Origin of the sequence: Acinetobacter sp. AG3, from assembly GCF_022343575.1 — a bacterium.
Taxonomy (GTDB): domain Bacteria; phylum Pseudomonadota; class Gammaproteobacteria; order Pseudomonadales; family Moraxellaceae; genus Acinetobacter; species Acinetobacter guillouiae.
In genome coordinates this window covers 3978220-3996981 of sequence record NZ_JAKQZD010000001.1, presented here as the reverse complement: position 1 = coordinate 3996981, position 18762 = coordinate 3978220, and the positions used below count along the sequence as shown (strand labels likewise).

Annotated in this window: 18 protein-coding genes; 4 read left to right on the top strand and 14 right to left on the bottom strand. The window is 38.6% G+C overall.

Features of this window, described 5'->3' with window-relative positions; genetic code table 11:
• Positions 1–60: 60 nt before the first annotated feature.
• From L3V46_RS18610 to L3V46_RS18590, 5 genes are all read right to left on the bottom strand, one after another.
• Complete coding sequence (locus L3V46_RS18610; RefSeq protein WP_166783124.1) at positions 61–477, bottom strand: lysozyme inhibitor LprI family protein; 417 nt, start codon at positions 475–477, stop codon at positions 61–63.
• Positions 478–971: 494 nt separating this feature from the next.
• A complete protein-coding gene (locus L3V46_RS18605; protein WP_239046468.1) occupies positions 972–2162 on the bottom strand; it encodes an MFS transporter in 1191 nt (396 codons plus the stop codon).
• Positions 2163–2184: 22 nt separating this feature from the next.
• Positions 2185–2616 carry a RidA family protein gene (locus L3V46_RS18600; protein WP_239046467.1) on the bottom strand — a complete coding sequence of 144 codons (432 nt, stop codon included), beginning with the start codon at positions 2614–2616 and terminating at the stop codon, positions 2185–2187.
• A 370-nt stretch (positions 2617–2986) separates the two neighbouring features.
• Positions 2987–3859 (bottom strand): LD-carboxypeptidase, encoded by an 873-nt coding sequence (locus L3V46_RS18595; RefSeq protein ID WP_239046466.1) that lies wholly within the window; start codon positions 3857–3859, stop codon positions 2987–2989.
• A 24-nt stretch (positions 3860–3883) separates the two neighbouring features.
• On the bottom strand, positions 3884–4810 hold the full coding sequence (locus L3V46_RS18590; protein ID WP_016539572.1) for a DMT family transporter: 927 nt from the start codon (positions 4808–4810) through the stop codon (positions 3884–3886).
• A 930-nt stretch (positions 4811–5740) separates the two neighbouring features.
• On the opposite strand from L3V46_RS18590, the gene L3V46_RS18585 reads away from it, so the two are divergent.
• The 4 genes from L3V46_RS18585 to L3V46_RS18570 all read left to right on the top strand — a co-directional run bounded on the left by L3V46_RS18585 (position 5741) and on the right by L3V46_RS18570 (position 9491).
• On the top strand, positions 5741–6868 hold the full coding sequence (locus L3V46_RS18585; protein WP_004723168.1) for a Re/Si-specific NAD(P)(+) transhydrogenase subunit alpha: 1128 nt from the start codon (positions 5741–5743) through the stop codon (positions 6866–6868).
• An 11-nt stretch (positions 6869–6879) separates the two neighbouring features.
• Positions 6880–7200 carry a proton-translocating transhydrogenase family protein gene (locus tag L3V46_RS18580; RefSeq protein WP_004723166.1) on the top strand — a complete coding sequence of 107 codons (321 nt, stop codon included), beginning with the start codon at positions 6880–6882 and terminating at the stop codon, positions 7198–7200.
• A gap of 3 nt (positions 7201–7203) precedes the next feature.
• Complete coding sequence (locus L3V46_RS18575; protein WP_151801647.1) at positions 7204–8658, top strand: NAD(P)(+) transhydrogenase (Re/Si-specific) subunit beta; 1455 nt, start codon at positions 7204–7206, stop codon at positions 8656–8658.
• 125 nt (positions 8659–8783) lie between these two features.
• On the top strand, positions 8784–9491 hold the full coding sequence (locus tag L3V46_RS18570; protein WP_239046465.1) for an FG-GAP repeat protein: 708 nt from the start codon (positions 8784–8786) through the stop codon (positions 9489–9491).
• A 181-nt stretch (positions 9492–9672) separates the two neighbouring features.
• Here L3V46_RS18570 and secF read toward each other — a convergent pair whose 3' ends face one another.
• From secF to L3V46_RS18525, 9 genes are all read right to left on the bottom strand, one after another.
• Positions 9673–10641 (bottom strand): protein translocase subunit SecF, encoded by a 969-nt coding sequence (gene secF, locus L3V46_RS18565; RefSeq protein ID WP_004723159.1) that lies wholly within the window; start codon positions 10639–10641, stop codon positions 9673–9675.
• A 10-nt stretch (positions 10642–10651) separates the two neighbouring features.
• The gene (gene secD, locus L3V46_RS18560; protein ID WP_004723158.1) at positions 10652–12553 is read right to left on the bottom strand and encodes a protein translocase subunit SecD; all 1902 of its coding nucleotides are present in this window, start codon (positions 12551–12553) and stop codon (positions 10652–10654) included.
• Positions 12554–12606: 53 nt separating this feature from the next.
• A complete protein-coding gene (yajC, locus tag L3V46_RS18555) occupies positions 12607–12936 on the bottom strand; it encodes a preprotein translocase subunit YajC (RefSeq protein ID WP_004723156.1) in 330 nt (109 codons plus the stop codon).
• A gap of 134 nt (positions 12937–13070) precedes the next feature.
• Positions 13071–14201: a tRNA guanosine(34) transglycosylase Tgt gene (gene tgt / locus L3V46_RS18550; protein ID WP_096733032.1), complete on the bottom strand. Its 1131-nt coding sequence runs from the start codon at positions 14199–14201 to the stop codon at positions 13071–13073.
• Between the two features lie 275 nt (positions 14202–14476).
• Positions 14477–14893 (bottom strand): hypothetical protein, encoded by a 417-nt coding sequence (locus tag L3V46_RS18545; RefSeq protein ID WP_239046464.1) that lies wholly within the window; start codon positions 14891–14893, stop codon positions 14477–14479.
• A 239-nt stretch (positions 14894–15132) separates the two neighbouring features.
• Positions 15133–16146, bottom strand: coding sequence for an AAA family ATPase (locus L3V46_RS18540; RefSeq protein WP_239046463.1), 1014 nt, complete (start codon positions 16144–16146; stop codon positions 15133–15135).
• A gap of 11 nt (positions 16147–16157) precedes the next feature.
• Positions 16158–16874 carry a nicotinamide riboside transporter PnuC gene (pnuC, locus tag L3V46_RS18535; RefSeq protein WP_275424524.1) on the bottom strand — a complete coding sequence of 239 codons (717 nt, stop codon included), beginning with the start codon at positions 16872–16874 and terminating at the stop codon, positions 16158–16160.
• A 259-nt stretch (positions 16875–17133) separates the two neighbouring features.
• Positions 17134–17703: a LemA family protein gene (locus tag L3V46_RS18530; protein ID WP_004723147.1), complete on the bottom strand. Its 570-nt coding sequence runs from the start codon at positions 17701–17703 to the stop codon at positions 17134–17136.
• Between the two features lie 19 nt (positions 17704–17722).
• Positions 17723–18748: a hypothetical protein gene (locus tag L3V46_RS18525; RefSeq protein ID WP_239046461.1), complete on the bottom strand. Its 1026-nt coding sequence runs from the start codon at positions 18746–18748 to the stop codon at positions 17723–17725.
• Between the last annotated feature and the right edge of the window lie 14 nt (positions 18749–18762).

Here is an 18762-nt window from a genome sequence, read left to right as displayed (position 1 = left end):
CCTTTAGTTTTATCTTGATCTCGATGTTCGTTCTTGAATATCTCTATGCTTTGATTCGCATTATTGAAGTAAATTCAGATAGCGTTGCAATTGTGCAGTGCGGCCTGCGATACGCTGTATATCATTAAGTTCAGTTTGCAAGTTGTCTGGCTGTGATTGACCATACAGCGTTGTTTCCAGTTCAGCATCACTTTGACGTGATTGTAGCCAAATGCGTTGTGATGCAACCAGTTTTGTTTTCTGGGTAGCACTCAAATGCGATTGTAATTTTTTATAGGTACTATTCAATCGTGCATCTTGACGTTCAGCCTCATCTTTTAGACAAGTTGCCTGTTCTATAATACCTTGGGCACTGTTGTCACAGTTTATAAAAGCTTGGCTTAATAAGTTTTCATTTCCTATTGGTGCTGCGAAGACCAAGCTTGAAAAAGTACATAAAAAACTGATCGGTAAGCATGCTAATCGTATTTTTTTCATAAGGGATAAACTCTTGATTGATCTATCAGGATGAATGTTGACTGTTGTGCGAGCTGAATAAAACCTTGCTTGAGTATCGTCAATCACGCTTTAGCAAAGACAAGCAGGGGTATCATTTGGACCAAAGTGTATCAACTTTAAATTTGAATAATCATGGATATTTGGATGTTTTTTCCAAAAAAAATAGATTGTCCTGTACAAATTTCTTTAAAGCTCTGAGATTTGTCTTCCGTATAATTACTGCTCCTCAACTGTTTATTCATATAGCTTTAAGAGAGTAACCCGCATATCCATTTAAATTGTGTACATCGCATTTTTTGGAATTTTATCGCAGACTATTGATGTGAATATATTATGATCAGTTTTTTGACACAATAGTTACAGTGAATATTATTCAAATAGAATGATTTGGGTATCCGTATTTTTATTAAAATAATCAGTCTCTTAAAAAATCAAAATCCCTCAAATTTGAGAGATTTTGATTTTAGAATGCTTTAAATGGTCTGTGCTCTATTGAGATATAGACGATCTAGCAGAGAAAATAGTGCAGAACCCATAACCAAACATACACCAACAAGACAAGTCATGGTCCAACCTCCATGATGCCATGCATAAACCCCTAAAGCGGAACCACATGCACCACCTGTGAAATAGGCTGTCATATAGATAGAGTTAATCCGAGATTTGGCATCTGGGCGTAAACGGAAAATGATATTTTGATTGCTGGTATGAACCACAGCGAGTCCAAAGCTAATCAGGCCATACCCTAAAATATAACTGGTGAGGTACTTTCCACCGAAATAAAGCAATGCCCAACTGATGATCATCAACGCTACCCCAATCCATGTCAGGATACTGGTATGTCCACGGTCTGCGATTTTACCAATTTTTGCAGTGGCTAAAGCACCAAATACCCCAATGATCGTTGCAACACCAACCAAAACATCAGGTAATTTAAACGGTTCAGAAGTCAGTAAAACAGCAATCGTTGAAAATAAAATACTCATGGCTGCAAATGCAAAGCCACCAATAATTGCACGATAGACTAAACGACGTTCTTCTTTTAACAACACACCCATTGAGTAGAAAATTTTGCCATAACTCATTTTAAACACAGGTACATGTGGCAAACGTTTTTTCAATAAATAGGCAAGAATCAACATTAATACCGCACTGACAAAGTAAATCAGTTTCCAGTTAAACAGGTTAGATAACAAACCGGCAAGACTGGTGGAAAGCAATAACCCGACTAAAAGCCCACTCATTAAAAAGCCAACAACTTCACCTGTTTTTTCAGGTTTAACTGCCATCGTTGCAAGAGGGATTAAAACCTGAGCCGCAACTGAAAATAGACCTGTAATAATTGTGCCAACCCAAAGCATGGGTAAATTGACAGCAAAAGCACACATCAATAAACCAATCGCGGCACAAAACATTAACCAAGGAATAAATTTGATTTTATTGACAATATCACCCATGGGCACAATGAATAAAAGACCAAGTGCATAAGACACTTGGGCAAAGGTCACTGTAAGTGCCACCTGTGATTCTGGCATGTTGAAATAGAGTTGAATCGAGTGAATCAGCGGCTGACTATAATAGTTTGCTCCTGCGCATAAACCGCAGGCAATCGCCATCAGCCAAAGTAATGCTTTATTTTGGCTAATATCGAGTTGAGCATTCATAAAAATATCCTAGTTCTTGGAGTTACATACAATAGGCAGTTGCTTCAATTTCAATGAGCATTCCTTGTAAAGCAAGACACGGGACAGGAATCAGTGTACACGCAGGGAAAGGTTGATCTTTCCAAAGTTGTTGCATTTCCTGAATTAAAAACTGATGTTTTTTGGCACTGTGATCGACCACAAGCACTCTTAAAACAGCAATATCCAATAATAATGCATCAGCCGCTTGTAGGGCATGTTGCAGATTGACAAAAGCTTGATGAACTTGTTGTGCAAAATCTTGGGATAATTGTCCTTGTTGGTTTTCACCACCTTGTCCAGATATATGCAAAATACGCAAATAATGGCGTACTTCAGCCACATGACTATACGCAAATGCTGTTGGATTATAAAGTGTATTTGGGTTAATCATCTGGAACGATTTGATTTGCGCGGATTCTGATCTGGAATGCATGGATGGCTCTTTTGATTGACTGGAAATTTCCGACAGTATCAAAGCTCAAGTTAACTTAAGGTCAAGTGAAAATGCCAAGAAAAAACCGAAGCAACTGATCGTATTTATGAATGAACAATCAAGGGGCTGTTAAACAAGAAAACCGTCATATAGAAAAGTGATCAGAAGAAGCACGATGCAAGTAAAGTATTGCTCAGGATTAAAAGTATATAGGTTGGTTATCTTTGCTTTGATGCTCTTAGGAAATCCCAGTAAGCACTGACTAGGATTTCGTAGAGGCCTATCTTAAGCAAGTTATTGGCTATTTTTATATTCAATGCGCTGAAATAGCCCTGTACTAAAATAACCCAGTCATTAAATAACCTAGCCGTTAAATAATGAGTTGTGAATCTACAATCTTGCCCGTTTTCCCTAACCAAAATGGACGGTTGACTTCACCATGACCAAACCAGTCACATTGGTAAAGTGGGATGTGCAGTGGATCGAGATGTTCTTTCACAATCTCAACAATACTTTGCGGGACATTTTTTTGTGGGCATTGATAAAAATCACCCAAGACCAAAGCCTTTAAGTTTGAAGTATCAATACTTTGTAGGAGTTGAGTCAATGAGCGTTCAATTCGATAATAGGGTTCGCCTACATCTTCAATCAGTAAAACACTCGGCTGATTCAGTTTTAAGGCAGACGGTGTGCCTTGTAAAGTACACAGTACAGTAAGATTTCCGCCTAAGATTTTAACATCTTCAATGTGCTGATCTTGAGCAAAACCATTTGCGCTGGATAAGGGATAATGACCATGTTGGTTTATATCCGCGGATAACAGGCTGATGGTTTTTAAAGCATCATATGACAGGGGGCTATTGTCTAAATTTTTAACGGCAATTTCCTGAAATACAGGCGCATGTAAAGATTGTCCATGATGCATCGCGATATAGTTTAATAACACGGTGGTATCTGAATAACCAATAATGGGTTTATTTAAAATCCACTCATCTAAAAATGGCAATAACATTGCAGCGCCAGTACCACCACGGCCACACCAAATTGCATCAATGTTTGGATCTAAACATGCCTGTTTTAAATCTTGAATACGTTGATCAACTGTACCTGCCAAATAGCGATGTTGTGAAAATACATGTTCACCCAAACTGACTGTATGACCTAACTGTTCCAAATGCGACTGTGCCAACTGGATATTTTCAACATCTACACAGGCACTCGGCGATACAATTTTAAAATGCATATTCCTTCCAGGTTTCTGCACAATTTAGTGTGCAAGTTTCTTTTTAGACAAAGTAATCATCATGACACCGATGATATTCAGTAAACAACCAAACCATTGTATCGCATTCATATGCTCACCGAGCAAAGCCACAGCCAAAATAATGGTTAGGATCGGGCCAATCGAACCAATCATAGCTGCTTGTGCAGCACCTAAACGAGAAATACTTTGCGCGACCAAAATCGTCGGTAAAACCGTCACCAATAAGCCTAAGGCGATACCATACCAAATGACTTGTATCGGAAGTTGAGTAAGCAGTTGAATCGGCTGGGGTGTTGCAATGATAAAATGGGTTAGCGTACCAAAACATGCAATGCTTAATGCCAAACCAGTGTAATTCCATGAACCAAATTTTTGAATTAAACGTGGGGTCATGAGTAAGTACGTCGCAAAACAAACCGCACTGGCAAAGACTAAACTCACGCCTAGCCAGAAATTTCCTTCATGCGGTACTGTGCTTTGCTCTTGCAGCATCACAATCACTGTACCACCATAGCTTAATGCAATCGCTAGTATGGTTCTAAAGTTGAGTTTTTGCTTATAAATAAAGCTTGTGGCAATCACTGTCAGTGTTGGATAGAGAAATAAAATAATACGTTCTAACGAAGCACTGATATACATCAGACCAGCGAAGTCGAGCCAACTTGAAAGATAATAGCCCATCAAACCTGCAGCAACCAATAAGGCCCAGTCTTTTCCTGTCATATTTTTATTATGATGGCGATTGAACCAACACAGTAAAAGGAAAAAAGGCAGGGCACTTGCCATTCGCAATGCCATAAGCACGGTGCTGTCAACCAATGGCGATAATGCGTAAGCTTGTTTAATAAAAATAGCTTTGGTACTAAATAAGAAAGCCGCACCAAGTGCGAAAATCGAACCGAGTTGGGTACTGGATAAAGAAAGTTTCATGAATTTGACTGCATTGACGATGTCGCTATACGACATGTAAATTTGAACAAGCAGTATAAATGTTGTTTTCAATCAGTGGAAATACAAAAAAAGAATGAATTGGCGCAATAAAAGGAATATAAAACACACTTGCTTACTTCTTTTTGTGTGGATTTAAGTAGCATTTAAATAGATTGAAATAAAAATTGTATAAAAATCAACCTTGAAATCCTTGTTTATAAACTGCTCAAATTCAATATGCTATTTTTTGCACAAAAAAGGTGCAACATCGTAATGGTTGGTTCAAGCTGTTCGAGTATTATTAACTGACAAAATGGCAAATAAAAAAAAACTAAAATTTTTTGTAATTGCTTTAGACTCAGTTCTAGGGTAATTCTAATGGTTATTCCAAGTACTTTTTTTTATTAATGAAATTAAAAAATGTAATAAAAACCGACTTACATTTTTGACGGAAAAAATGATAGAAAAGGCCAATATAAGCTGATAAAAAAACCATGTAATTTGTCAGAAAGGTCAATAGGGATGTTGGTTTTTGTGCTAAATCTATTGTTTTATGGAGTATTTAAACAGCAAGCTGGAATGCTTAAAAGTGAATCATACTGCTGTAAATGCCAATCAGTAGGGTAGGGCGAGCAGCCTAAAATATGCTAATAAGCTTAAAAAAACATCGTTTTTAAAAATTGGAGACAGGATATGTCAAAAAAACTGAGCAGGATAATACGAGAAAAATACAATAAATTGAATATAGGGTATGTCGCACAATTATATTTATGAATCATCAGTTCAAAATATGGGTATTTATTAAATAAATATTGGGTGGTATTTTAAAAAAGTTCAATTAGAATCCAAAAATTCATAACAACGCATCTGGGGGAAACATCGGGTTATTTACGATGTTTACTTGAAGAAAAATTAGCTTGAGGAACGCTCATGCAGATTGGAATCCCAAAAGAATCTGTCGTCGGTGAAAACCGCGTAGCCGCTACGCCAGAGACAGTAAAAAAGTTGATTAGTGCTGGTCATAGTATTGTCATTGAACGAGGCGCTGGTAAAAAAGCGGCTTATATTGACAGTGCTTATGAACAAGTCGGCGCTAAAATTACAGATGATGCCTATACAGGTAGTCAAATTATTTTGAAAGTTCGTGCACCACAAGGTGAGGAAATTCAAAAGCTTGCCGCTGGAACAGCTGTGGTAGCAATGTTTGACCCATACCGTAATACTGAACTTGACCAATTTGCGTCACAACAAGTGTCTGCATTTGCGTTAGAGCTTTTGCCACGAACACTGTCTCGTGCGCAAAATATGGATGTATTGTCTTCTCAAGCCAACCTTGCAGGTTATAAGTCAGTGTTATTGGCCGCTGCGGAATATCAACGCATGTTCCCAATGCTGATGACTGCTGCAGGTACTGTGAAACCCGCTCGTATCGTGATTATGGGTGTGGGTGTCGCAGGTCTTCAAGCCATTGCAACTGCAAAACGCTTAGGCGCAGTTGTTGAAGCAACAGATTTACGTCCAACTGCACGTGACCAAGTCGAATCGCTTGGTGGTAAGTGGTTAGATGTACCGATGTCTGATGAAGAAAAACAAAAAGCTGCCGATGCCGCTAAAAATGGTTATGGCTGGATGCCAGGCGAGCAATATATTCAAGACCAAGCCATCATCGTAGATAAAGCCGTGTCAAATGCTGACATCGTGATTACTACTGCGTTGTTGCCAGGTCGTGATGCGCCTCGCTTAATCAAAGCTGAAACTGTTGCCAAAATGAAACCGGGTTCAATCATCCTAGATATGGCGGTTGAATCAGGCGGCAATGTTGAAGGTTCTAAGAATGGTGAAAATGTTGTCACTGACAATGGCGTGACGATTTTAGGCATTCCAAATATTCCTTCTACAGTATCGACAGAAGCTTCGGCACTGTATGCACGTAATGTTTTCAATTTCGTAGAAACTTTGTTTGATCAAGAAAAAAACTTTGCCATCAATCAACAAGACGAAATTCAAAAAGCACTTCTAGTAACTCATGGCGGTCAAGTACTGCTGAAGCGTGGTTAAGGAGAGTCATCATGGTTGAAACTATTACTATTTTCGTCTTAGCCATCTTTGTTGGTTACTACGTGGTTTGGGGTGTAACACCTGCATTGCATACGCCGTTAATGGCAGTAACCAATGCATTGTCCTCAATTATCGTTGTGGGTGCGATGATACAAACAGTTGGAATTCCTGGTGTTGTAGACGCAAGTGTACAATTCCAATCCGTGAATGTTGTTAGTGTACTTGGTGCAATTGCAGTGTTCTTGGCAAGTATTAACATTTTTGGTGGCTTCGCAGTGACTGCACGTATGCTTGAAATGTTTAAGCCAAAACAAAAGAAAAAAGAGGGCTAATCTATGGAATTTATTCGAGAATATGCGGATTGGTTCTACCTTGTAGGTGCGGTCCTTTTCATCTTAACCTTACGTGGTCTTTCAGGTCCTAAAACTGCGATTGCTGGTAACCGTTACGGTATGATTGCCATGGCGATTGCAGTAATCACCACATTCTTTGTCGCAGATCATCCTGTTGTATGGATGATTGGTGGTGCAATGGTGTTGGGTGCAATTGTCGGTATTGCGCGTGCACGTACAGTTCCAATGACCCAAATGCCAGAAACAGTGGCATTGATGCACTCACTTGTTGGTTTGGCTGCGGTATTAATTGCAATTGCTGCAATTTTACATAATAACCAACTGACTGCTTTGTTTGCACAAAACGAATCTGCTTTAACCGCTGCTGGTGTACAGCATGCGCATATGAGTAAAGTTCATTTATTTGAATTATTTGTCGGTTGTTTCGTTGGTGCGATTACCTTTACTGCATCTGTATTTGCTTATGGTAAGTTAGCTGCAAAGAAATGGGCAAAAACCATTTCAGGTGCTTGGGTTAAACCTGTTCAAGCGATCATTTTTCTGGCTATGCTGGCGTGTGGTGTGTACTTCTTTACTACAGGCAATATGCAAGCATTCTGGGCGATGACTGCACTGGCATTGGCATTTGGTTGGGTTTGGATTGCACCAGTTGGTGGCGGTGATATGCCAGTGGTGGTTTCACTACTGAACTCATTCTCTGGTTGGGCTGCGGCAGGTATTGGTTTCACACTTGAAAACAACATGCTAATTGTTGCGGGTTCTCTGGTGGGTTCATCAGGTGCAATTCTGTCTTACATCATGTGTAAAGCAATGAACCGTTCAATCATCAATGTATTGTTTGGTGGTGCGATGGGTGGTACGGCTGTAGCATCGGTTGATAAAGGTGAGCAAGTTCAACGTAATTACCGTTCTGGTTCTGCGGATGATGCGGGCTTCTTGATGTCAAATGCAGACAGCGTTGTGATTGTACCGGGTTATGGTATGGCGCAAGGTCGTGCACAAAACGCAGTGAAAGAATTGTGTGAAATCTTGAAAGAACAAGGTGTAACGGTTCGTTTTGCAATCCATCCAGTTGCGGGTCGTATGCCTGGTCATATGAATGTATTGTTGGCGGAAGCTGATGTTGCATATGAAGACATCTTGGAAATGGACGAGATCAACTCTGATTTCCCAGCGACTGATGTTGTACTGGTAATTGGTGCGAATGACGTGGTTAACCCAGCAGCTAAAGATGATCCAAGTTCACCAATTTATGGTATGCCGATTCTTGAAGCACATAAAGCACGTACCATTATGGTGATCAAGCGCTCTATGGCAACAGGTTATGCAGGTTTAGACAATGACTTATTCTACAATGACAAAACCATGATGATTTTTGGTGATGCCAAGAAAGTTGTTGAAGAGATGACAAAAGCAATCAATGGTGGTGGGCACTAAGCCGCTATCGGATTAAATCCACCCCAAGCCTCCTTTGATAAAGGAGGGAGCCTAACCGCCTTCGGGCGGTTTTTTATTTAAGCAATTTTAATGCTATGATTTTGATAAAATTGACTGAATAAAAAATGATGAATCAACCATTTAAAATAATCTGTAACAGCTTAGGCATCTATCTGGCATTTTCCTTGTCTATAACGCATGCACAAGTTTTTGAAATTCAAGATGGCTCTAAACACTATGATGCCGTAATTGACATTGCATGTGAAAAAGATGAATGTGGGGCTAAGGCTGAAGTAAAACTATTAAAAAAGGGCAGTAAAGCGGTATTTCAAGCATTTCACTCTGATGAATTGACCATGTATTTGGATGAAAAGTTTAAACCGAGTGTTAATGTTATACAGCTTTATGGCGAACAAAGTCCTTTGATTTTTGATGATTTTAACTTCGATGGAACAGAAGACCTCGCGATTAGAAACGGCAATTATGGTTCTTATGGCGGTCCTGTGTATGACATTTATGTATTTAATCAAAGCAAGAATAAATTTGTTTTAAGTCAGGAACTGTCTGCACTCACTCAAGAAAATTTAGGTATGTTCGAGCTAGACAAAAAGCGCAAACGTATCATCACCTTTAATAAAAGTGGCTGTTGCTACCATATTCGTTCTGAGTATCAAGTTGTACCTAGAAAAGGTTTATTGCTGGTTCGAGAGTTTATTGAGGATGCTACTTTACCACAAGGTGATCAAGTTGAAGTCACAGATCGTAATTTGATTAATGGAAAATGGAAGGAAAAGACCAAGTATTATCCAACTGCAAAATATTATGCTCAGTAGTCACAATTTACCTCGTATACCTATTTTGTATTGATATCGCTATATGATGTAAATCAGCAGATGCTGAATTGTGGGATAGCGTAAGGTTTTATGAATAGAACAACTTCTTTGCGTTGTGATGTTAAATTTTAAGCATAAAAAAGCTCATCCAAAGATGAGCTTTTTTAATTAAAACTGAAACTTAATGAGGAATATGCTCTTCATCTTCGAATTCAGGTTTAACTTGTACGATAAAGTCTTGACGGTTAAGACCACGCCACAATGCAAATGCAGTACCAATATAGATTGAAGAATACGTACCCACAAATACACCAATAAACATGGCAACTGAGAACCAGTGTAAGCCATCACCACCCAAGAACATCATTGCAAGTACAACCAGCAATAATGTCATCGAAGTATGAATGGTACGTTTTAAGGTTTCAGTTAAGGCAATATTCACAATTTCTAACGGTGTCGCGCCACGAATCTTACGGAAGTTTTCACGGATACGATCCGATACAACAATGTTATCGTTTAACGAGAAGCCGATTAAGGCAAGAATAGCCGCTAAAACAGTAAGGTCAAATGGCCATTGCATCATTGCAAAAATACCAATCGTTACGATCACATCGTGCAGTAATGAAAGCACTGCACCAACTGCAAGTTTAAACTCGAAGCGAATGGTCACGTAGATCAGCATAAGTAGCATTGCAAGCGCTACAGCACCTGCAGAGCGTAAATATAGCTCATTACCGACTTGACCACCGACAGAGTCAACTTTGTGAACAACAGCAGTGTTATTCGGCAATTGAACCGCTTTGGTGATGGTATTGCTTAAGTCTTCAACTTTAAGGTCTTGCGCAGGCATACGTACAATTAAGTCTTTGTTTGAACCTAATGTTTGTACAACTGCATCTTTAAAGCCAGCTTTATCCAAATTCGAAATCACGTCTGCTGGTTTTGCCGCATATTGATAGTTCAATTCTGCAGAAACACCACCAGTAAAATCTAAACCAAGATTTAAGCCTTTGGTTGCAATAAAGAAGATACTTGCAATGGTCAAAAGGATTGAGATGATTGCCGCTGGTTTGGCAATCTTCATGAAATTAATTACATGCTCATCATCAGGGCGACCATATTTCTTTTTCGGTTGAGTCACATCAGTCATCTTCGATCTCCTATATGCTCAACTTATTCAAGTTACGTTTTCTGCCATATACCAATTGAACAATTGCACGTGTTACTGTAATTGCAGTAAACATTGAGCAAATAATACCAATCATCAGCGTTACAGCGAAGCCTTTGATTGGACCCGTACCAATTGCAAACAGAATAAATGCAACCAAGAATGTGGTTAAGTTTGAGTCGAGAATGGTGTTATAGGCTCGATCATAACCGGCAATAATGGCCTGTTTGGGCGAGGCGCCCCAGCGCATTTCTTCTCGTATTCGCTCACAGATCAGTACGTTGGCATCGACCGCCATACCAATGGTGATTACGATACCTGCAATACCTGGCAAGGTCAGTGAAGCCCCGATCCAAGACATGATGGTGAGAAGCATTGCCAAGTTAATCACTAATGCTACATCAGCAATTAAACCAAATAGACGGAAGAACACGATCATCCAGATTGCAACAAGCAGGAAGCCAACTTGAGTTGATAATACGCCTTTGTCGATGTTCTCTTGCCCCAAACTTGGACCAACAACTCGTTCTTCTACAAAGTACATTGGTGCAGCTAAAGCACCAGCACGTAACATCAATGCAAGTTCAGCCGCTTCTTGAGGAGAATCTAAACCAGTAATACGGAAAGATGAACCTAAAACCGCTTGAATATTTGCAGCATTGATTACCACAGATTCAGTATATGGGGTACGAACTTCTGTCATTGCACCTGTAACTGGATCAGCAACAGAGGTGATTTTTTGTTTATTTTCAATAAACAAAACCGCCATACGTTTGCCAACAGCAGTACGGGTTGCATCTGACATCAACTTACCACCAGCAGTATCTAAAGTAATATTTACTTCAGCGCCACCACTATCTTGGCTAAAACCACTTGATGCATTTTGTACACGTTCACCCGTAAGGATACGGCTGCGATTTAATAATAGTTCACGACCACTGTCCAAAGATTCGTAAGCAAAAACTTCAGTACCAGGCGGTAAAGGTTGACCATTATATTTACCTGTGAAACGGTCAATATATTGATCATTTAAATCAGACACTAAACGGAATTCAAGGTTTGCAGTACGCCCCAAGACACGTTTAGCTTCGGCAGTGTCTTGTACACCAGGCAATTCAACCACAATACGGTTGCTACCTTGGCTTTGTACCAATGCTTCAGCTACACCTAACTCATTAATACGGTTACGTAAAGTGGTTAAGTTTTGGTTGAGTGCATAAGATTGAATATCTTGCTTGGTCGCATCGTTATAGGTCAACTTAAGCGTAGAACCTGTATCCGTTGCTAAAGCTTGTTGATTGAACTTATTCCCATCACGACGTAAAAAGTCCATTACCGCTGCACGGTCATCATTATTTGCAAACTGAATCGTAATGGTATTGTTGTTCAATGAAAGACTATTAAATTTAATCTTATTGTCACGGAACTCACGACGTAAGTCTGTTGCTGAAGTTTCCATACGTTGTGCAATAGCTTTGTCCATATCTACTTCAAGTAAGAAATGAACACCACCACGTAAGTCCAAACCAAGCTTCATTGGTTTAGCGCCAATTTTTTGCAACCACTCAGGTGTGGTTGGTGCAAGGTTTAATGCAACGGTATAGTTCTCACCCAAACCTTTGCTGAGGACATCTTTTGCTTTTAACTGTGCTTCAGACGTATTTAAACGCAGAAGGGCAGCATTGTTGGTGAAGGTATTATCATGACTGCTAATATTTTCACTTTTTAAAATTTGCTCTGCTTTTTGTATGACAGACTGATCAATTGTGGTACCAGCCTTGGCACCAGAAATTTGAACAGCAGGTTCGTCAGGATACAAACTCGGCAGCGCATATAATGTACTGATCACTAGTACCACTAGAATCAATATATATTTCCATGCAGGGTAACGCATTCGCTTTCTTCTTAAAATGAAAAAGTCGTGCTAAGTGCACGACCGTTTTATGATTAAAGGTTATTTAATGTGCCTTCAGGGAGTACTGAAATAACACTTGCACGTTGAACTTTGACTTCATTTCCTTTGCTTAATTCAACCACTGCAAAGTCGCCATCAATTTTTAGGATACGACCCATTAAGCCGCCTGCAAAGACAATTTCACTGCCAACACCTAAGCTTTCGATTAAAGTACGGTGTTCTTTTGCACGTTTTGCTTGAGGACGCCAGATGAGAAAATAAAAGATTGCAACAAATACTACAATCATCAATATGTTTGCCATCATGCCTGGGCCTTGTGCAGGCGCTGCTGCAGCGTGAGCAGAAGAAATAAATAAGCTCATTCTAATTTCCTAATGTTAAAAATTATCTGCCATTTTCATGGCTTTTAAATTGACTTGTTCAGCAATTTACCTTGTCTTGGGTTTCAGCGCAAATACTGTTGAATTAATCTTCAATTCAACTTTATATTGGGGCATTAGTCAGCAGGACAAGGAGGAACTTCTAAACCGCGACGTTGATAGAAATCAGTCACGTATTCATCAAAAGTTCCCTGATCTAAAGCATCACGAATATCTTGGGTAAAACGTTGGTAATAACGTAAATTATGGATAGTGCCCAACATTGAACCGAGCATTTCACCGCATTTTTCCAAATGGAATAAATAAGCACGGGTGAAGTTGGTACAGGTATAACAGTCGCAATGTGGATCCAGTGGACTTTGATCATGACGATATTGGCTGTTACGAATTCGAACGAGACCATCGGTAACAAAATAATGACCATTACGTGCATTTCGAGTTGGCATGACGCAGTCGAACATATCAACACCGCGACGAATTGCTTCAACGATATCTTCTGGTTTACCCACACCCATCAAATAACGTGGTTTATCTTCTGGCATTTTTACAGGCAGATAATCCAAAACTTTGATCATTTCTTCTTTTGGTTCACCGACAGATAAACCACCAATCGCAAAGCCATCAAAATCAATTTCTTTAAGACCGTTTAAAGACTCTTCACGAAGGTCTTCATACATTCCGCCTTGAATGATTCCAAACAATGCGTTTCTATTTTTTAAAACATCGTGATGTTGAGTTTTACAACGCTTTGCCCAACGTAATGACAGTTGAAGCGATTTCTGTGCTTCTTCATGGGTTGCTGGATATGGCGTACATTCATCAAAAATCATCACAATATCTGAGTTCAATGTATGTTGAATATCCATTGAAATTTCAGGAGATAAAAAGACTTTTGAACCATCAATAGGTGAGCGGAAAGTCACCCCTTCTTCTTTGATTTTACGCATAGCACCCAGACTGAAGACTTGGAAGCCGCCTGAATCAGTAAGAATCGGTTTGCCCCATTTCATAAACTCATGCAAACCGCCGTGTTCACGGATAACATCTAGTCCAGGACGTAAATAAAGATGGAAGGTATTGCCTAAAATAATTTGTGCTTTGATGTCTTCGATATCGCGTGGCAACATGCCTTTAACTGTGCCATAAGTTCCCACAGGCATGAACACAGGTGTTTCAATCACACCATGTTCTAAAGTTAAACGACCACGACGAGCACGCCCCGACTGACCTAATTTTTCAAACTTCATAAATAACCTAAATCTGGCGAAAAAACAGTTCGCTGATTGATAATTGCAAAAGGGGGCTATTTTCCCTGATTTTATGGTCGAATACCAGTCATGTTGTTTTTCATAATGTTAAATTTAAAATTATTGATTTAGCGCCTTGAACATCAATAGGTTGATAGGAGAATCATTTTTTTATCGTTGAATAATTATTGTTTGAATATCAAGGTATTATTTTTATGCAGCTCAAAAGCGAATAGTGGTTCACTTTTGAGCTTAGATTTGGACAAGATAGAAAATTAGTCTTTTGCCTTACGACCGATAATGATCAAGGCGATAATTCCCAGAATCATGATGAATATTCCATAATGATTCCAAAAATTACGTTGCATTTTATTTTCTTGGTATTCAGGGTTTTTACTTAAGGTTGAAATGACATCATCAGGTAATTCATAAAACGTATCTGGTTCTGCATCAGTCATACCGACCAAGGTGCAGTCCCATGTTTTGACATCTGTCCATAAGATCCCAAAGTGACTACATTTATACCCTGCATTTAAACTTTTAAGATCTTCATATTGACTTAACACCTCTTGTGGAAATGGGCCAACCTTAAACATTTCATCGCCTGTATTGAAAACTAACAGGCCTTTCGCTTGAGCAGGGGCTTGCCAAAGAAAACACAGACATAACATCATGAATAATTTTTTTAACATTAGATTTACTCCAATCTTTAGATTGTCTTTTTATTAAGTTGATCATTTTAAGTTGATCGTTTTGTTCTAAAAATAGTCATTTTTTAGCGGTCTGAAAATATCAGAAAATGATCAAAATGTCATTTTTTTATGTTGAAAATAAACAGGATTATGACTGAATTTTTTATTTAAATTCCACATGGTGATTTAGGTGATATGTTCCGAGTCAAATATACTCAATCACCATAATCGATTCCTGTTCATGGCTTAAAAGCTGATCCAAAAAAATTATTGAATTTATCAAACTGATTTAGCACTTGTTCAACCTTGGCAATCCGTTGTTCTAAACTTCCTGTTAAAGCAATGTATGGAATCCGACGTTGTTTGAGATCCGCAATAATTTGCTGATGAAAAATAGCTCTTTTTTGTGGGCCGCTACGATCCCAAGTGTCGTCATAAGCAATATCATCTTCACACAAGAAAAATAAGTCATAGCGTTGTGCATTTTCGAGTGCAAGTTGTTTGAGATGTTCTGGTAATCGTCCATGATAATCCATACAAAACATCGCTGTGGTTATCGCGTTGGTATCTACAAATAAATAACGGTTTGCATCTAAAGTGGCCTGATCTTCATAGGCGATATGACGATCTGCAATAATGTTGAAATCCTCAAAACCGATACGACGATCAACTTGGTGAGTTTCCCAATATTCACGCCCATATTCTGGGGCAAAAGTTGTTGCATACTTTTTCGCAAGTGCTTCAACCAAGGTAGACTTGCCTGTAGACATTGCACCGACAAAGACGACTTTGCTAATTAAATCTGCATAGACACAGTTGGGAATAAATTTTCGATTTTGAAAGGCATTTGCTCGAATCATTGTAGCGGAGATCGGCACCTGTAAACGTGACTCATCCACTCTACGATCAATTGCATTGAGTGCTATGCTCACATGCTCACCATAAAATTCACTACTATAAAAATGCGAAATTTTCACACCATTGAGCTTTTGAATGATGTAATTTTCTTGTTCTATTTCAAACGCCCGATCATTGGAATAACCCTCAGGCCCATCCCATGCTTCAATTACATGAATTTGAGGAAATAAATCACGGATCCATTGGGCGCGAATGTTTAAGGGGATGCTTGTAATTGAACTTTGATAGATCAATACATACAGCTCATCCACCTCTTGTAATGCTGTTTCAAATACATGCACATGACCTGCATGTAAGGGCGCATATTTACCGAGTGTGAGTCCGATTTTTTTCATAGTTTTTAAATTCAATAGGATGAGTTTGAATAGTTTTGTGCCAGTTTGTTCCAGTTATAGTAGCCATAGATGGCATTGATCAGAAAGGCCGACCACATCAATAACATCATTGCACCATCACCACTCCCATCAATGGTCCGGATCGCCCACATTAAAATACTGAAGATATTTAAAGTAATATAGAACCACCATTGTTCTTTAAAACGCAGCAGCATCAAAATCGTTGCTGTGATTGCAAGAATATTGGTGGTTGCATCGATATAAGGCGTATTTTGAGTGGCAACTTGGGCAAGCAGATAACCGAGTATCGCAATACAACCTATATTGCTCAGGATGATCAAAATCAAATAAGCCTGCCGAAGGGTATAGGCCTGTTGTAATTGTTTTTCTTTGGTATGTTGCTGCCAAAGTAGCATGCCGATCAAAGCGGTTGGGACAAAGAATAAGAGATTCAGTCCCATTTCGCCATAAAGCCCGTTGTTATAGCAAATCCATGCATAAGCACAGCTATTAAATAAACCAAAACTATAATTGAGAATATTGCCTTTTGCTGCTAATACCACACAGAGAATTCCGCTGAGTAATACCACGAAATTAAACCATGTATCGTGTTGAACTAAGGTAATGATACAGCCGATGAAAATAAAACTAAAAAGCCAAACAATTTCAAATACATTCCAGTTTTTGAAAAGAAGGCGAAAGGGAGGGGTGGAAAAGATTTTCAACATAGGGTTGGTAATTCTAAGTAATGCTGTTGGTGTTATTTGCTGGTAATTTATACCCGATTTAAATCCTACAGACGATTTGAAATTTTAGTTTAATCGCATGCAAGGACTGGACTGTTGCCCATTGTTTTTTACCAAGCCTGTTGATAAATCCATTGTGATTATTTGTTTTTTACGTATTTATTCAAGTGATGTTTGATTAAAGAACCTTCCCAATATTTCTTTGGGAAGGATGGGTTTTTCCAATAATATAGAGTAAAGCTTAGTTAAAATTAGGCTTGTAATCAAAATTCTGAGTAACCACATTGTCGGAAAATGGACGAATTGTTTTCTTTGCCAAAGTAATGGTATTGATCATATTGTTTGGGAAAATTTCGATGGTGTTATTAAATTCTTCAACATTACGGTTAAAGATGGTGATTGCTGCACCGACATTTTCATTTTGTTCTTGAATATCATCCATCATTTTTGCATACAAAGTATCCGCTTTGAGTTCAGGATAATTTTCAACCACCACATTTAAACTTTTCATTAAATCTTGATTGAGTTTTTCAACATGTTGTAGTTGAGAAACATCGGTATTGTTTAGATTTAGATTCAAAATTTGCTGACGTAACTCGGTCACTTTTTCCAAAGTTGATTTTTCAAATTGTGTATATTGTGCCAAAGTTTGCTCTAAAGTTTCCAGTGTTTTTACTTTCTGGCGTTCAAAGTTGGCAACTTCAGCCCATGCGCGTTGTGTCGCATTGAAATAACGCACAATGTTATTTCTGACCAGAATACCCCAAACGATCAGAACAATAAAAATCCCAATAAATATGATTAAACCCATTTTGATTATTCCTTTTGATTTATGAAATCAAGTTTAGCATGCACTGTTTAAATTTTTCATATTCAGGCATGGTTAATGTTCTTAAATGTCCACGAAGTGCTGAAATATCCTGAAGCTTTTGTTTTTTACGACGAATGCGAAAGAGATCTTGATCTCCCATATAGCACAGCATATTTTCTTCAAAATGATAAACAATATCACCTGAATAGTGTTGAAAAAAATCACTTAATTTTAAGGTGATACTTGGACTAATGGTACGGGCAAGTTGATGTTGATCATAGCCAAAAATATATAAATTTTGACTGACCAGAATATCCGCAGTTTTCCATATTTGGGTATAGGGCGGAATAAATTCATGATGTTTATTACTGGCGGCAAAGCCGAGGGCGGGTAATTGAAAAATAAAAGCACCCCATTGGTTTTTACGAGTTTCCTTAATTATCTGTTTTTCACCCTGGGTATTGGGCAGTGAAAACTCATCGACATAATGATACTGAAATAACATCACATGATGTTCTTGTTCACCATCAAACCATTTGGTGGATGCAAATTGTTCAATCTCATTCAACACATTGCCTTGCGAAAACAACGGAAAACTTTGTTTTAACTTGCTCATGACCAAAAAGCTATTGCTTGTTGTGGAGATATGACTTGGGGTTTTATTAAAATCTAATTCGTAGCGGAGAAACATCATGCGCTGTTCTAAAAAATTGATGACTTCATCAATTGGATCGCTTTGCTCATAAATTAAATAAGCGCCAAAACAGCATAACAAGGCTGCTAATAGACTCAGTGGGTAGGGAATATAGTGATGAATCAGCCAACCAAAAATTGCAGTCAGTACCCCAATCATAAACAGCAGTCTGGGGATGAGGTTATGAAAAAATAACTCTCTACATTCTCCCCACGGATGTAAGCCATCTAAAATATCTTGTGCAGATTGAGCCTGTTGTCCAATTTCCCAAAGCCGAGCGATATTGCGCATCACATGTTTATTTTTTCTTGTGCGTAGGTGAAGTAATCGCTCAACGGTTTCTATAGGCATGGCAAATAATCATG